Origin of the sequence: Cupriavidus necator N-1 (assembly GCF_000219215.1) — a bacterium.
GTDB lineage: Bacteria > Pseudomonadota > Gammaproteobacteria > Burkholderiales > Burkholderiaceae > Cupriavidus > Cupriavidus necator.
Genome location: NC_015726.1, coordinates 2688213 through 2703314, shown reverse-complemented (window position 1 = coordinate 2703314; position 15102 = coordinate 2688213). Strand labels below are relative to the sequence as shown.

The window sequence follows — 15102 nt, the reverse complement described above, 5'->3', positions numbered from 1 at the left end:
GCGGCTTCGTAAAAACGAAATGCACCGAAAAACGTCTCGCCACCGAAGCGGGACGGCATAACGAAACCGGAGACAGCGATGAAGGTGATCACCGCACGCGAAGCGGCGGCACTCGTGCAGGACGGCTGGACCGTGGCCAGCGCGGGCTTTGTCGGCGCCGGCCATGCCGAGGCCGTGACCGAGGCGCTGGAACAGCGCTTCCTGCAGAGCGGGCTGCCGCGCGACCTGACGCTGGTGTATTCGGCGGGGCAGGGCGACCGCGGCGCGCGCGGCGTGAACCACTTCGGCAATGCCGGCATGACCGCCAGCATCGTCGGCGGCCACTGGCGCTCGGCCACGCGGCTGGCCACGCTGGCCATGGCGGAGCAGTGCGAGGGCTACAACCTGCCGCAGGGCGTGCTGACGCACCTGTACCGCGCCATCGCCGGCGGCAAGCCCGGCGTGATGACCAAGATCGGCCTGCACACCTTCGTCGACCCGCGCACCGCGCAGGATGCGCGCTACCACGGCGGCGCCGTCAACGAGCGCGCGCGCCAGGCCATTGCCGGGGGCAAGGCATGCTGGGTCGATGCGGTCGACTTCCGCGGCGAAGAATACCTGTTCTACCCGAGCTTCCCGATCCACTGCGCGCTGATCCGCTGCACCGCTGCCGACACCCGCGGCAACCTCAGCACGCATCGCGAAGCCTTCCACCATGAGCTGCTCGCGATGGCGCAGGCGGCCCATAACTCGGGCGGCATCGTGATCGCGCAGGTGGAAAGCCTGGTCGACCACCATGAGATCCTGCAGGCCATCCACGTGCCCGGCATCCTGGTCGATTACGTGGTGGTCTGCGACAACCCCGCCAACCATCAGATGACGTTTGCCGAGTCCTACAACCCGGCCTACGTGACGCCGTGGCAGGGCGAGGCAGCAGTGGTCGAAGCGGAAGCGACGCCGGTGGCTGCCGGCCCGCTCGACGCGCGCACCATCGTGCAGCGCCGTGCGGTGATGGAGCTGGCGCGCCGTGCGCCGCGCGTGGTCAACCTGGGCGTGGGCATGCCGGCAGCGGTCGGCATGCTGGCGCACCAGGCCGGGCTGGACGGCTTCACGCTGACCGTCGAGGCCGGCCCCATCGGCGGCACGCCCGCGGATGGCCTCAGTTTCGGTGCCTCGGCCTACCCGGAGGCGGTGGTGGACCAGCCCGCGCAGTTCGATTTCTACGAGGGCGGCGGCATCGACCTGGCCATCCTCGGCCTGGCCGAGCTGGATGGCCACGGCAACGTCAACGTCAGCAAGTTCGGCGAAGGCGAGGGCGCATCGATTGCCGGCGTCGGCGGCTTTATCAACATCACGCAGAGCGCGCGCGCGGTGGTGTTCATGGGCACGCTTACGGCGGGCGGGCTGGAAGTCCGCGCCGGCGAAGGCCGCCTGCAGATCGTGCGCGAAGGCCGCGTGAAGAAGATCGTGCCGGAGGTGTCGCACCTGAGCTTCAACGGGCCCTATGTGGCGTCGCTCGGCATCCCGGTGCTGTACATCACCGAGCGCGCGGTGTTCGAGATGCGCGCTGGCGCAGGCGGAGAAGCCCGCCTCACGCTGGTCGAGATCGCCCCGGGCGTGGACCTGCAGCGCGATGTGCTGGACCAGTGCGCAACGCCCGTGGCCGTGGCGCCGGACCTGCGCGAAATGGATGCGCGCCTGTTCCAGGCCGGGCCCCTGCACCTGTAATCCTGTCATTTGCGGCCGGCACGCCCAGGGAGGTGGTGGCCACGCTGTCGGCCGAGCTGAAGTAGGCGCTGGCCGATCCGGCCGTGCAGCAGAAAATACTGGGCGCCGGCACGGTGGCCGCTTATATGCCGCCCGAGCAGCTGGCCGCGCGCATGAAGGCCGACTACAGCAAGTGGGGCAAGGTGATCCAGGACAACGGCATCCGCGGCGACTGAGTGATTCGGATGCCGCTTCGGTGGCCCCGCTGAAGTTCAGGCGGGCTGCTGCCCTTGGGGCTGGCTGGCCGGCAGGGCCGGCAATTGCAGTGCCGGCTGGCAGGCGGCCGCGGCCAGGCCAAGGAACTGGCTGGAGGTGCGCAGGAACTGCTGGCAGGTCTGGCGGAAAAGCTCGAAGTCCATGTAGGTCTCGGTGAGATGGGGGTGCGCGGTCCGGCCGTGGCCACCGCGCCGCCGGCATCTTGCGTGGCGGATATGACAGTTTCTTGAAATCCCGCCAGCCTGCGCCGCCTACTGTCGCGCCAGGCGCACGGCGCTGCCAGAATGCCCACTGTGCTGGCAGAGGTGCTAAAATCTAAGTCTTTGATTCTCTTGGCCAAATGCTGCAGCCAGCATGGCCGTGCCGGAACCCTCCCGGCGCCAGGCGAGAGTCAGGGCGAGATGAGTTCCAGACGCGTATCCGTTTGTGCCGGGTTCGCCTCCCGCCAGACACCGATACCCATGACCACTACGAACGCACCAGAAGCCACTACCGCGGGGCAGACCGCCGTGCAGACATTCGACAGCTTCGGCCTGGACGCGCGCATCCTGCGCGCCTTGTCCGAGCAGGGCTACACCACGCCCACCCCGATCCAGGCACAGGCCATCCCGGTCGTGCTGATAGGCAAGGACATGATGGGCGCCGCGCAGACCGGCACCGGCAAGACCGCGGGCTTCGCGCTGCCGATCATCCAGCGCCTGCTGCCGCTGGCCAATGCTAGCGCCTCGCCGGCACGCCACCCGGTGCGCGCGCTGATGCTGACGCCCACACGCGAGCTGGCCGACCAGGTCTACGACAACGTCGCGCGCTACGCCAAGCACACCGACCTGCGCAGTACCGTGGTGTTTGGCGGCGTGGACATGAACCCGCAGACCGATGCGCTGCGCCGCGGCGTGGAAATCCTCGTTGCCACGCCCGGCCGCCTGCTGGACCACGTGCAGCAGAAGTCGGTCAACCTGTCGCAGGTGCAGATGCTGGTGCTGGACGAAGCCGACCGCATGCTCGACATGGGCTTCCTGCCGGACCTGCAGCGCATCATCAACCTGCTGCCGGCGCATCGCCAGACGCTGCTGTTCTCGGCCACGTTCTCGCCGGAAATCAAGCGGCTGGCCTCCAGCTACCTGAAGCACCCGGTCACCATTGAAGTGGCGCGCAGCAACTCGACCAACGAGAACGTGCGCCAGATGGTGTACCTGGTCGAAGACGGCCACAAGCAGGCAGCGGTCGTGCACCTGCTCAAGCAGCGCGCCGAGCAGGGGCTGTCGCGCCAGTGCATCGTCTTCGTCAACAGCAAGATCGGCTGCTCGCGCTTGGCGCGCCACCTGGAGCGCGAGGGCATCAACGCCGCCGCCATCCACGGCGACAAGACCCAGACCGAGCGCATGCAGACGCTGGAAGGCTTCAAGAGCGGCACCATCGACGCGCTGGTCGCCACCGACGTGGCCGCGCGCGGGCTCGATATCCCCGACATGCCGTGCGTGGTTAATTTCGACGTGCCGTACAGCGCCGAAGACTATGTGCACCGCATCGGCCGTACCGGCCGTGCCGGCGCCAGCGGCGATGCGCTGTCGATCTACGTGCCGGGCAATGACGAGCGCTTGCTGTCAGATATCGAGAAGCTGATCAAGCGCAGCATCCCGCGCGGCAAGCTGGAAGGCTTCGACCCGACCGGCGAGCGCGCCCGCCAGGGCGACACCGAGCGCCGCCGCGAGCGTAGTGACGTGCGCCGCGCGCGCGGCAACGGCGAGGGCGAAGAGCGTCCGCGCCGCCACGAGCACAGCGCCAACCGCCAGGTGTTCCGTGCCTCGGATGATCCGTTCTTCTCGCGCCCGTACGAGCCCAGCGCCGCCAGTGTCGCCCAGGCCAAGGCGGCCGATGAAGTGGCCGCTGCGCTGAGCCGTGGCCGCCAGGCGCCCAAGCGGCCGGTGGCTGCCCTGCTGGGTGGCGTGCCGCGCAAGTCCTGATCTGATCCTGCCGTAGCTGAAAATGGCCCGCTTGCGCGGGCCATTTGCTTTTTGAGGGACGCTAGCCGCGCAGGGGCTGCGGCAGCCTGGCCAGCAGTTGGCGCCACCCGTCGGTGGCACGCGCAAGCCAGTCGTTCACACTCTCCGCGTGGTTCGACAACCCCAGGTGGGTGCCGGCTTCGCGCAGCGCGTCCAGCGGTGCGGTGGTGTCGATTGCCTGCGCACCGCTTTGCTTGCTCAGCTTCTCGCCGGTCTGGTTGGCCACCACCGGCACGTGCAGGTAGGCCGGCGTGGGCAGGCCCAGCAGGTGCTGCAGGTGGATCTGGCGCGGCGTGGAGTCGAGCAGGTCGGCGCCGCGCACGATATGCGTGATGCCCTGCAGGCCGTCATCCACCACTACCGCCAGTTGATACGCCCACAGCCCGTCCGCGCGGCGCAGCACGAAGTCGCCCAGTTCGGTTTCCAGGTCCTGGCACTGGCGGCCCTGCCAGCGGTCGTCGAAGCACAGGGTGGCGGCTGGGCCGTCCGGCACGCGCACGCGCCAGGCGCGCGGCAGCTTGCCGTTCAGGCCGTGGCGGCAAGTGCCGGGATAGCCCAGGGTCTGGTGCCGCTCGCGCACGTGCACCAGCGAATCGGCGATCTCCTTGCGCGAACAGCCGCAGGGGTAGAGTTGCCCGGCGGCGTCTAGGCGGCGCAGCGCATCGGCATAGAACGGTTCACGCCGGCTCTGCCATACCGGCGGCTCGTCCGGCGTCATGCCCAGGCGTTCCAGTGTGAGCAGGATGTCGTCGTCCGCGCCGCGCACGCAGCGCGGCATGTCGATGTCCTCGATGCGCACCAGCCACTGGCCGCCGTGCGCCCGCGCATCCAGCCAGCTGGCCAGCGCGGTGACCAGCGAGCCCATATGCAGTGGCCCGGTGGGCGAGGGGGCGAAGCGGCCGCGATAGCCGGCTGCCCCGGCAACCGTCGGTACTGCCGTCACTACCATGAGGCCTGCCCTCAGCCGGCGAAGTCGGGTTGCTGCAGCAGCGCCTGCGCCAGGCGCGGGTCTTCCAGCTTGCTGGCCCACCACTGCAGCGCCTTGCCGCGGTTGCTGGTGCGCCAGGCTACCTTGAAGTTGCCGGGCGCGCGCACCTCGACGGTCTCGCGCGCCTGCAGCACGCCGCTTTCGATATGGGGTTGCGCCATCGGCGCCGGCAGCCAGCCGCAGCCCAGCCCGCGGATCTGCGCTTCCAGCTTGTCGCGCATGGTGGGCACCACCAGTACGTCCTGGCCGGCCAGGACGCCGTGGGTGCGTGCCGGCAGGTTGCGCGAGGTGTCGCCCACCGCGACGATGCGGTGCCTGGCGATCTGGATGGTGGTGAGCGGGCCTTCCTCGGTGGCTAGCGGATGGTGCGCCGCCACCGCAAACACGAACGGCATCGAGCCCAGCGGCCGGATCTGGAAGCCCTGCGTGCTGGGCGCATCGTAGGCGCCGCCGATCACCAGGTCGGCGCGGTTGCTGACCAGCGCATCCCAGGCGCCGCCCAGCACTTCCTTGGAAAAGCGCAGCCGGGTGGCGGTGTTCTCGGCATAGAAGTCGTGGATCACCGGCAGCAGCGCGCGGAAGTTGATCAGGTCGTCGACCACGATGGTGAGGGTGGCCTCCCAGCCGGTGGCCAGGCGCTTGACGCGCCGTGCCAGGTCATCGGCGGCATGGAGCAGGTGGCGGCCCTCATCGAGCAGGGCGCGGCCGGCCGGCGTCAGCTCGGCACGGTGGCGGCGTCGGTCAAACAGCAGCACGTCCAGGTCTTCTTCCAGCTTGCGCACCACGTAGGTCAGCGCGGAAGGGACCTTGCCCATCTCGTGGGCGGCGGCTGCAAAGCTGCCCTTGCGTTCAATGGCGTCCAGGACTTCGAGGGATTCTAGTGAGAGGGCCATGTTCAGAAATTCTGAATGACTGCTTCTAAGATGATCCCCGTAAATATACGCCTCAAGCCCTAAACTTCCTAGCATCAAAAGCGAAAACGTATGCCGCGACACGGTATCAAGCCAGTGCTCGCGGGCAAACAGGCTCAAGGAGGGCCATCAAAATGATTGAAATCAGAAAGTCTGCAGAGCGTGGTTACGCCGATCATGGCTGGCTGAAGTCTTTTCATTCGTTCTCGTTCGCCGACTACTATGACCCGAAGTATGTGCAGTTCGGGCCACTGCGCGTGATCAACGAGGACCGCGTCGCGCCGGGTATGGGCTTTGGCACCCACGGCCACCGCGACATGGAAATCATCAGCTACGTGCTGGAGGGTGAACTGGCCCACAAGGACAGCATGGGCAACGGCAGCGTGATCCGTCCTGGCGATGTGCAGCGCATGAGCGCCGGCACCGGCGTGCGTCATTCGGAGTACAACCACGCCGCGAATGACACCACCCACTTTCTGCAGATCTGGATCATGCCGGCCGAGACCGGTACCGACCCCGGCTACGAGGAAAAGCATTTCGACGCAGCCGACAAACGCGGCAGGCTGCGCCTGGTGGCCAGCGCCGACGGCGCCGAGGGCTCGGTGGTGGTGCACCAGGACGTGCGCCTGTACGCCGGCCTGTTCGATGGCGACGAGGCGGCCACGCTGGCGCTGGCGCCGGGCCGCCGCGCCTATGTCCACGTGGCGCGCGGGCGGGTGACGGTCAACGGCAAGGCGCTTGAAGCCGGCGACGCAGCGAAGCTGGAAGCCGTGGGCGAGGTCGCGCTGTCTGGCGGCGATGGCGCCGAAGTACTGGTGTTCGACCTGCCCTGAGCATCGTTCATTGCCGCATGCAAGAGCCCGCCTTCCGGCGGGCTTTTGTTTTTTGCACCGCGCGCCGGGCCTCGGCAGGTAGCGCTGTGCTATCTTCTCGCTATGCATTGCGCCTGTGCCGGCACATCGCCGGCAAGCCCGGAAGGGCCAGGCGTGCCCTTGGAACACCCCGTACCAAGATGACCTTTGTTTCCATTCTCCTGGCGCTGATCGCTGAACAATTCCGCGCCCTGGGCCGCAACAACCCGATCCACGAGATCGTGCGCGCACTCGGCGACCGTGCGGAACACGCCTTCGACACCGGCCGGCCGCGCGACGCCGCGCTGGCCTGGCTGACCGTGGTCGTGCCGCTGACCCTGGCGGTGATCGTGGTGCACTACCTGCTGGCCTCGATCAGCGTGGCGCTGACGCTCGCCTGGAATGTGCTGGTGCTGTACATGACGTTGGGCTTTCGCCAGTTCAGCCACTTCTTCACCGACATCCACGAGGCCCTGAACCGCGACGACGTCCATACCGCGCGCACGCTGCTGCACGAGTGGACCGGCCTGGACACCGTCGAGATGCCGGTTTCCGAGATCGTGCGGCACACGCTGGAAGCGGCAATCGTCGCCGTGCACCGGCATGTGTTCGGCGTGTTCTTCTGGTTCCTGGTGCCGGTCGGCCCCGGCGGGGTGGTGCTGTACCGCACCGCCGAATACCTGAGCCGCCACTGGAACCAGCCCTCGGCCGAGCGCAGCCCCGCGCTGGGCCGCTTTGCGGCGCGCGCCTTTTATTTGCTGGACTGGGTGCCGTCGCGGCTGACGGCGATCGGCTTTGCCATCGTCGGCAACTTCGAGGATGCGGTCTACGCCTGGCGCAACCATGCGCGCAAGTGGAACGATGCCGTCAACGGCATCCTGCTTGCCAGCGGGGGCGGGGCGCTGGGCGTGCGCCTGGGCACGCCGCTGGCCGAGGACGATTCCACCGTGGTGCTGCGCACCAGCGTGGCCGGCCCGGCCGTGGACTACGCGCCCGGCATGGAAGAGGACAACGGCGGCCCGGAACCGGTGCCGCCCGAATTCGGCACCGAGCCCGGCGTGCGCACGCTGCAGTCGGCCGTGGGCCTGGTATGGCGCGCGGTGGTGCTGTGGATGCTGCTGCTCGCGATGCTGTCGCTGGCGCTCTGGGTCGGCTGAGGGGCGTTTAAAAAACGGTGGGTCGGCGCGCTAGTCGCGGGCCGCGCCGCAGCGCCAGCAGGCGCCGAACTGGGCCTCGTGCCATTCCAGGCAGTGGCGGCATTGCCAGCTGGGCCCCGGCGCCGGGTTGGCGGCGGCATTGAGCACGGCCCACGCCTGCGCTTCCATCTCGTCATCGACCAGCCACACCTGTGGCGCACTCTCCCGGAACGGGATCTCGCCGGTCGCGCCGGCCAGCCAGGTATTGCGCAATTCCGCCCGGATGCCGGCCGCCCGCAGGACGTTCCGGCAATGGGCCGCATGGACGAGGGAAGTGGCGGACAGCAGCAGTTTCATGGCAGCGCACCGGGTAACCCAGGTGCGCTTACCTTACCACGGCTTCTGCTGGTTGGATTCGTGCAGCAACTGCATGTAGAGCTGGTGGCGGCGCTCGGAGATCGCTCCCGATGCGACCGCGGCCAGCACGCCGCAGCCGGGCTCGTTGACATGGTGGCAGTTGTAGAAGCGGCACTCGGTCAGCAGCGGCCGGAACTCCGGGAAGGCGCGTTCGAGCATGCCCTCGCTCAGGTGGTACAGGCCGAATTCCTGGAAGCCCGGCGAATCGATCAGCGCACCCTGGCGGCCGTCCACTGTGCCCCATTCGGCCGGCAGGTGATAGAGCCGCGTGAAGGTGGTGGTGTGCTTGCCGGAGTCAAGCTTGGCCGAGATCTCGCGGGTCTGCGCATCCACGCCCGGAATCAGCAGGTTCAGCAGCGACGACTTGCCCATGCCCGATTGCCCGATCAGGATGCTGGCCAGCCCCGCCAGGCGCGGCTTGAGCGCGGCCAGCGCCTGCGCCGGGTCGGCGCGCACCGACAGCTCCAGCGTGTCGTAGCCCAGCCCGCGGTACAGCGCCAGGCGCCCACGCGCTTCTTCCAGCCGGTCGGGCAGGTCGGTCTTGTTGAGCACGATCAGCGGCCGGATCTCCATCGCCTCGGCCGACACCAGCGCGCGGCCGAGCAGGTCTTCGGAGAAGCCCGGCTCGGTTGCCAGCACGATCACGACCTGGTCGATATTGGCGGCCAGCAGCTTGGACTTGAACTGGTCGGAGCGGTGCAGCAGGTTCTTGCGCGGCGAGGCCGCGGTGATCACGCACTGGTCGGCGGCGGCGCGTTCCACGCTGACATGGTCGCCCACCGCGCAGTCGCTCTTCTTGCCGCGCGGGAAGGCATGCATGCGCGTGCCGTCGCCCAGCTCGACCACATAATGGCGGCCATGGGCGGCGATGATCAGCGCGGATTCGGTGGTCTTGCCGGCATGGCTGCCGCCGCCGGCGTTGCGGTGACGCGTGGCGCGGCTCATGCGTGCGCCAGCAGACGGTCGATCCGCTGCGCGGCGGGCGGATGCGAGTAGTAGAAGGCGCTGTAGAGAGGATCGGGCGTCAGCGTCGAGGCGTTGTCCTTGTACAGCTTCACCAGCGCCGACACCAGGTTGCCGGCATCGGTCTGGTCGGCGGCAAAGGCATCGGCCTCGAACTCATGGCGGCGCGACGAAAGGCTCGACAGCGGCCCCAGCAGGAAGGTGAACACCGGCAGCGCCAGGAAGAACAGCACCAGCGCCAGCGCGTTGTTGGACACGCCCAGGTTGGGCACCACGCCCAGCCCGGTGTAGAACCAGCTGCGCGTGGCCAGCCAGCCCAGCAGCGCCAGGAACACCAGGCTCAGCGCAAAGGTGACGACGATGCGCTTGGCCACGTGGCGGCGCTTGAAGTGGCCCAGCTCATGTGCCAGCACCGCCTCGATCTCGTCGCCCGACAGGCGCTCCAGCAGCGTATCGAAGAAGACAATGCGCTTGGCCGCGCCGAAGCCGGTGAAATACGCATTGCCGTGGGCGCTGCGCTTGCTGCCGTCCATCACGAACAGGCCCTTGCTGGCAAAGCCGCAGCGCTTCATCAGGGCCTCGATGCGCTGGCGCAGCGATTCATCGGTGAGCGGCTCGAACTTGTTGAACAGCGGCGCGATAAAGGTCGGGAACACCACCAGCAGGAACAGGTTGAAGGCCATCCACACCAGCCAGGTCCAGACCCACCATAGCGAGCCGGCGCGCTCCATCAGCCACAGCACCGCCAGCAGCAGCGGCAGGCCCAGCGCGCACGCCACCACCAGCATCTTGGTCACGTCGGCCAGCCACAGGCCGAACGTCATCTTGTTGAAGCCGAAGCGCTCCTCGATGCCGAACTGGCCGTACAGCGAGAACGGCAGGTCGACCAGCCCGCCGATCAGCGCCACGCTGGCCACCAGCGCCACGCCGTAGGCATAGCCCGGGCCGAAAGTGTCCAACCAGGACTGGTTGAGCCACTGCAGCCCGCCGAGCATGGTGAAGCCGATCAGCACCGCGGCCCCGGCCAGCACCTCGAGCATCGACAGCCGGGTGCGGGCGATGGTGTAGTCCGCGGCCTTCTGGTGCGAGGCCAGGGTGATGGTGTCGGCAAAGCGCGGCGGCACCGCATTGCGGTGCTGCGCCACATGCCGGATCTGGCGGGCGGCCAGCCAGAGCCTGGTCAGCACCATCAGCACCAGGGCGGCGAGAAAGACAATCGTGAACATCGGCAAGAGCCTTGTTGTGGGTGCGGGCGCCCGGCATTGTGTGCGGCGGGCGTCCGTTGGACCGCCGGGCCCGGGGTGGGGCGGGCGGCGGTCCGGGATATCCGGAAAACGCCCCGGCGCAGGTGCGCAAACGGCCATTCCGGACGGATATGCGAGAATTATAAATTGTTCGCGCCCGGCCCCGCCGCGGTCGCTTCCCTGAAATCCCTATCTTCCGCAGTCCCGATGACAAGCCAAGCCACCGCCAAATCCGTCAAAAGTGAAAATAACCTGATCTGGCTGGACATGGAAATGACCGGCCTGCAGCCGGATACCGATCGCATCATCGAAATAGCGATCGTCGTTACCGACTCCGAACTCAATATCCTGGCCGAAGGCCCAGTGCTGGTGATCCACCAGAGCGATGCCGTGCTCGACGGCATGGACAACTGGAACAAGGGCACCCACGGCCGCTCGGGCCTGATCGACAAGGTCAAGGCATCGACCCTGACCGAAGAGCAGGCCGAGGCCGAACTGCTGGCCTTCCTCAAGCGCTGGGTGCCGGCCAACAAGTCGCCGATGTGCGGCAACTCGATCTGCCAGGACCGCCGCTTCATGGCGCGCTACATGCCCAAGCTGGAGGCGTTCTTCCACTACCGCAACCTGGACGTGTCCACGCTGAAGGAGCTGTGCAAGCGCTGGGAGCCGGCCATCCACAAAGGCTTTATCAAGCGCCAGCTGCATACGGCGCTGGCCGACATCCTGGAATCGGTCGAAGAACTGCGCTACTACCGCACGCACTTTATCCGTCACACCGCGCCGGGCGCTGCACCGGCAGCCGACGCGCCGGCCGCCGACACGCCCGCCGCCGACACGCCCGCGCAATAACCGGGGCCAGCGGCTCCCAGAACAACAACCCACCACTAGCGACGGGACGCCCGCACCGGGCGGCCACGTTGCCGCCGCCGGGCGCCGCGCGCTGCCCCGGGGCGCGTCCCGCCCGCCTGCCCATGCTTGAGCGCATCGTCTCCATCATCACGCCGGTCATTCTGATCATCCTGGTCGGGTGGCTGTACGGGCGCAAGGCCCATCCGGACATGGCCGGCATCAACCGCGCCACGCTGGACGTGATCGCGCCGCTGCTGGTGGTATCGGCCTTCGTCAGCAAGGATTTCGTGCTGGCCGACCAACTGGTGCTGCTGGGCTGCGCGGTGGCGGTGGTGCTGGGCTCGGGCGTGCTGGCGTGGGCGCTGGCGCGGCTGCTGAAGGCCGATCCGCGCACCTTTGTGCCGCCGATGATGTTCAACAACTGCGGCAACATGGGCCTGCCGCTGTCGGTATTTGCCTTCGGCCCGGCGGGGCTGGCGCCGGCGGTGGCGCTGTTCGCGGCATCGAACCTGATGCACTTCACCATCGGTATGAAGATCGTCAACCGCCATGCGTCGATGGCGCAGATCGCGCGCAACCCCATGGTGCTGGCCACCGTGGCGGGCGTGGCGCTGGCGCTGGCGCGGCCATGGTTCACGCTGCCGGACCCGGTCTACCAGTCGGTCAAGCTGCTGGGCGACGCCACCGTGCCGCTGATGCTGTTCGCGCTGGGCGTGCGGATGAAGGACGTCAGCCTGCGCAACTGGGGCATGGGCCTGGTCGGCGCCGTGGCCTGCCCGCTGACGGGCATCGCGGTGGCGCTGCTGCTGGCGCAGTGGGTGCCGTTGACCGAATTGCAGCGTGGCCTGCTCTTTGTGTTTGCCGCGCTGCCGCCGGCGGTGCTGAACTTCCTGGTGGCGGACCATTTCCGGCAGGAGCCGGACCAGGTGGCGTCGATCGTGCTGCTGGGCAATATCGCCGCGGTGGTGTTCGTGCCGGTGGGGTTGTACCTGGGCTTGCGCTGAGGCGCGGGGAGGGGGGAAGCCCGCAGGCGGGCGCCTGCGGGCGATTGGTGAGATTGGTGAGATTACGCCGTGGGCTTGGCCCGCACGGCGTTCTTCGGGCGCCAGGCCTTGACCACGGCTTCGTCGGTTTCCATATAGGGGCCGCCGATCAGGTCGATGCAATACGGCACCGCAGCAAAGATCCCTTGCACCACGGCCTTGCCATCGGCATCGCGCAGGCCTTCCAGGGTCTCGCGGATGGCGCGCGGCTGGCCGGGCAGGTTGACGATCAGCGCGGCGCGGCTGGCGGTCTCGCGGATCACCGCCACCTGGCGCGACAGGATCGCGGTCGGCACGAAATGCAGGCTGACCTGGCGCATCTGCTCGCCAAAGCCGGGCATTTCCTTGGTACCCACGGCCAGCGTGGCCTCGGGCGTCACGTCGCGGCGCGCCGGGCCGGTGCCGCCGGTGGTCAGCACCAGGTCGCAGCCGGCCACGTCGACCAGGTCGATCAGGGTGCGCGAGATCTGCGCCTGCTCGTCCGGGATCAGCCGCTCCACCGCCTGCCAGGGCGTGGTCAGCGTGCGCCCGAACCACTCGCGCAGCGCCGGGATGCCTTCGTCCTGGTAGGTACCGGCCGAGGCGCGGTCCGAGATCGAAACGAAGCCGACAACGAGTTCGTCGGGATGGTTGCGGACTACCGGCTGCGTGGTCTGGGTCATGCCTCGGGCTCCGGGGTAGGGGGTTGGTCCTCGGCGGCGCCGGCCTTGCCGTCCTTCACGTCCAGCGCCGTCTTGATCGCCTGGAACAGCTCGCGGAAATAGCGCGGCGGCTTGCTTTGCTCCTTTTCCTTGCGCGCGTTGCGGATGGTGTTGCGCAGCGCCTGCACGTCGATGCCGGGATGCTCGGCGAGGAAGCGCGTCAGCGCCGCGTCGTCGGCCAGCAGCAGCTCGCGCCAGCGCTCGATCAGGTGCATGCGGGCGGTTTCGGCCTTGCTGGTGCCCTTGAAGCCCTCCAGCGCTTGCCGGATCACCTCGACCTCTTCGTCCTCGAGGCCGCGCATGATCTTGCCCACGAACTGCATCTGGCGGCGCTTGCCTTCGTGGCTGTTGATGCGGCGGGCCTGGTGGATGGCGTCGGCCAGCGCTTCGGGCATGGGCACGCGCGCCAGGCGGTCCTTGGCCAGCGCTTCCAGCTCGGCGCCAAGGTCCTGCAGGGCGGTCATGTCGCGCTTGCGCTGCGACTTGCTTTTCGGTTCGTCGTCTTCCGGTTCGGGCGCAAAGCCTCCGGGAAAGCGCGAGCCATTCGGATTACGGGAATTTCGCGTCATGCCCGGCATTTTATCTTGCTATGATTGCCGCTTGGACTTTTGATGACACCCGCCCAGCATGGACCAGATCGCAGAACAGACCGCGCACTTCACCTACACCCAGGCCCAGCTCAGCGAGATGGCCGCCGATGTGCTGCGCGTTGCACGCGAACTTGGGGCGACCGACGCCGCCACCGAGATCTCCGAAGGCAGCGGCCTGTCGGTATCGGTACGCAAGGGGCAGGTGGAAACCATCGAGCAGAACCGCGACAAGGTGGTCGGGGTCACGGTCATGATCGGCAAGCGCCGCGGCAATGCCAGCACCTCGGACTTCTCGCCGGCCGCGCTGCGCGCCACCGCCGAGGCCGCCTACAACATCGCCCGCTTCACGGCCGAAGACGATTGCGCCGGCCTGGCCGAGGAAGAACTGCTGGAACGCGCGCCACAGGACCTGGAACTGTTCCACCCGTGGGCGCTGGACGCCGAGCGCGCCATCGACATCGCGACCCGCGCCGAGGCCGCCGCCTTCGCGGTGTCGCCGCGCATCCGCAACAGCGACGGCGCCAGCGTGTCGGCGCAGCATTCGCAGTTCGTGCTGGCGACCACGCGCGGCTTCTCGGGCGGCTATCCGTATTCGCGCCATTTCATCTCGTGCGCGCCGATCGCCGGCAGCGGCAGTGGCATGCAGCGCGATGACTGGTACTCGTCCAAGCGTTCGCCGCTGGCGCTGGCCGCGCCCGAGGATATCGGCCGCTACGCCGCCGAGCGCGCGCTGGCGCGGCTGCAGGCGCGCCAGTTGTCCACGCGCCGCTGCCCGGTGCTGTTCGAGGCGCCGCTGGCCGCGGGGCTGCTGGGTGCCTTCGTGCAGGCGGTGTCGGGCGGCGCGCTGTACCGCAAATCCACGTTCCTGTGCGATTCGCTGGGCCAGGCCGTGTTTGCGCCGCATATCCAGATCCACGAGCAGCCGCATACCCCCGGCGCCATGGGCAGCGCCCCGTTCGACGAGGAAGGCGTGCGCACCCGTGCCCGCGACGTGGTGCGCGACGGCGTGGTGCAGGGCTATTTCCTGTCGACCTATTCCGCGCGCAAGCTCGGCATGCAGACCACCGGCAACGCCGGCGGCTCGCACAACCTGACGCTGACCAGCTCGCTGACCGAGCCCGGCGACGACTTCCCGGCGATGCTGCGCAAGCTCGGCACCGGCCTGCTGGTGACCGAACTGATGGGGCAGGGCGTCAACTACGTGACCGGCGACTATTCGCGCGGCGCCTCGGGCTACTGGGTCGAGAACGGCGTGATCCAGTACCCGGTGGAGGAGATCACCATCGCCGGCAATATGGCCGAGATGTTCCAGCAGATCGTCGCCATCGGCGCGGATGCGCTGGTGCGCGGCACCAAGGAAACCGGCTCGATCCTGCTTGAGCAGATGACGATTGCCGGCACGTGAGCGGCGCGTGCCGCCCAAAGAAAAAGCAGGCCGGCCGGC

The 15102-nt window shown here is 68.1% G+C and carries 16 protein-coding genes; 8 read left to right on the top strand and 8 right to left on the bottom strand.

The window, feature by feature from the left end; translation table 11 throughout:
- Positions 1-78 precede the first annotated feature (78 nt).
- Positions 79-1707, top strand: coding sequence for an acyl CoA:acetate/3-ketoacid CoA transferase (locus CNE_RS12725; protein ID WP_013957520.1), 1629 nt, complete (start codon positions 79-81; stop codon positions 1705-1707).
- Between the two features lie 83 nt (positions 1708-1790).
- Positions 1791-1922 (top strand): hypothetical protein, encoded by a 132-nt coding sequence (locus tag CNE_RS42725; protein ID WP_256449251.1) that lies wholly within the window; start codon positions 1791-1793, stop codon positions 1920-1922.
- Positions 1923-1958: 36 nt separating this feature from the next.
- On the opposite strand, the gene CNE_RS41715 is transcribed toward CNE_RS42725, so the two are convergent.
- A complete protein-coding gene (locus tag CNE_RS41715) occupies positions 1959-2105 on the bottom strand; it encodes a hypothetical protein (protein WP_013957519.1) in 147 nt (48 codons plus the stop codon).
- Positions 2106-2423: 318 nt separating this feature from the next.
- Here CNE_RS41715 and CNE_RS12720 point away from each other — a divergent pair, with 318 nt between their 5' ends.
- On the top strand, positions 2424-3926 hold the full coding sequence (locus CNE_RS12720; RefSeq protein ID WP_176844223.1) for a DEAD/DEAH box helicase: 1503 nt from the start codon (positions 2424-2426) through the stop codon (positions 3924-3926).
- A gap of 61 nt (positions 3927-3987) precedes the next feature.
- On the opposite strand, the gene gluQRS is transcribed toward CNE_RS12720, so the two are convergent.
- Both gluQRS and CNE_RS12710 read right to left on the bottom strand, forming a co-directional pair.
- The gene (gene gluQRS / locus CNE_RS12715; RefSeq protein WP_013957517.1) at positions 3988-4914 is read right to left on the bottom strand and encodes a tRNA glutamyl-Q(34) synthetase GluQRS; all 927 of its coding nucleotides are present in this window, start codon (positions 4912-4914) and stop codon (positions 3988-3990) included.
- Between the two features lie 11 nt (positions 4915-4925).
- The gene (locus CNE_RS12710; protein ID WP_018311622.1) at positions 4926-5846 is read right to left on the bottom strand and encodes a LysR family transcriptional regulator; all 921 of its coding nucleotides are present in this window, start codon (positions 5844-5846) and stop codon (positions 4926-4928) included.
- Between the two features lie 152 nt (positions 5847-5998).
- Between CNE_RS12710 and CNE_RS12705 the strand changes: the two genes are divergently transcribed.
- Both CNE_RS12705 and CNE_RS12700 read left to right on the top strand, forming a co-directional pair.
- Positions 5999-6697: a pirin family protein gene (locus tag CNE_RS12705; RefSeq protein WP_013957515.1), complete on the top strand. Its 699-nt coding sequence runs from the start codon at positions 5999-6001 to the stop codon at positions 6695-6697.
- 179 nt (positions 6698-6876) lie between these two features.
- The gene (locus CNE_RS12700; RefSeq protein WP_013957514.1) at positions 6877-7872 is read left to right on the top strand and encodes a CobD/CbiB family protein; all 996 of its coding nucleotides are present in this window, start codon (positions 6877-6879) and stop codon (positions 7870-7872) included.
- Positions 7873-7902: 30 nt separating this feature from the next.
- Here the strand turns inward: CNE_RS12700 and CNE_RS12695 are convergent, their stop codons facing one another.
- The 3 genes from CNE_RS12695 to CNE_RS12685 are packed head-to-tail and all read right to left on the bottom strand — an operon-like array spanning position 7903 to position 10457.
- Complete coding sequence (locus CNE_RS12695; protein ID WP_010813618.1) at positions 7903-8208, bottom strand: putative signal transducing protein; 306 nt, start codon at positions 8206-8208, stop codon at positions 7903-7905.
- Between the two features lie 33 nt (positions 8209-8241).
- A complete protein-coding gene (gene rsgA, locus CNE_RS12690; protein WP_013957513.1) occupies positions 8242-9213 on the bottom strand; it encodes a ribosome small subunit-dependent GTPase A in 972 nt (323 codons plus the stop codon).
- A complete protein-coding gene (locus CNE_RS12685; protein ID WP_013957512.1) occupies positions 9210-10457 on the bottom strand; it encodes a M48 family metallopeptidase in 1248 nt (415 codons plus the stop codon). The genes rsgA and CNE_RS12685 overlap by 4 nt, the downstream gene beginning before the upstream one ends.
- Before the next feature lie 225 nt (positions 10458-10682).
- Here CNE_RS12685 and orn point away from each other — a divergent pair, with 225 nt between their 5' ends.
- Complete coding sequence (gene orn, locus CNE_RS12680) at positions 10683-11324, top strand: oligoribonuclease (protein WP_013957511.1); 642 nt, start codon at positions 10683-10685, stop codon at positions 11322-11324.
- 122 nt (positions 11325-11446) lie between these two features.
- A complete protein-coding gene (locus tag CNE_RS12675) occupies positions 11447-12328 on the top strand; it encodes an AEC family transporter (RefSeq protein ID WP_013957510.1) in 882 nt (293 codons plus the stop codon).
- 62 nt (positions 12329-12390) lie between these two features.
- On the opposite strand, the gene mog is transcribed toward CNE_RS12675, so the two are convergent.
- Together mog and yjgA are read right to left on the bottom strand one after the other, a co-directional pair.
- Complete coding sequence (mog, locus tag CNE_RS12670) at positions 12391-13029, bottom strand: molybdopterin adenylyltransferase (protein WP_013957509.1); 639 nt, start codon at positions 13027-13029, stop codon at positions 12391-12393.
- On the bottom strand, positions 13026-13646 hold the full coding sequence (gene yjgA, locus CNE_RS12665; RefSeq protein WP_013957508.1) for a ribosome biogenesis factor YjgA: 621 nt from the start codon (positions 13644-13646) through the stop codon (positions 13026-13028). The genes mog and yjgA overlap by 4 nt, the downstream gene beginning before the upstream one ends.
- 49 nt (positions 13647-13695) lie before the next feature.
- Here yjgA and pmbA point away from each other — a divergent pair, with 49 nt between their 5' ends.
- On the top strand, positions 13696-15063 hold the full coding sequence (pmbA, locus tag CNE_RS12660; protein WP_013957507.1) for a metalloprotease PmbA: 1368 nt from the start codon (positions 13696-13698) through the stop codon (positions 15061-15063).
- The last annotated feature ends 39 nt before the right edge of the window (positions 15064-15102 follow it).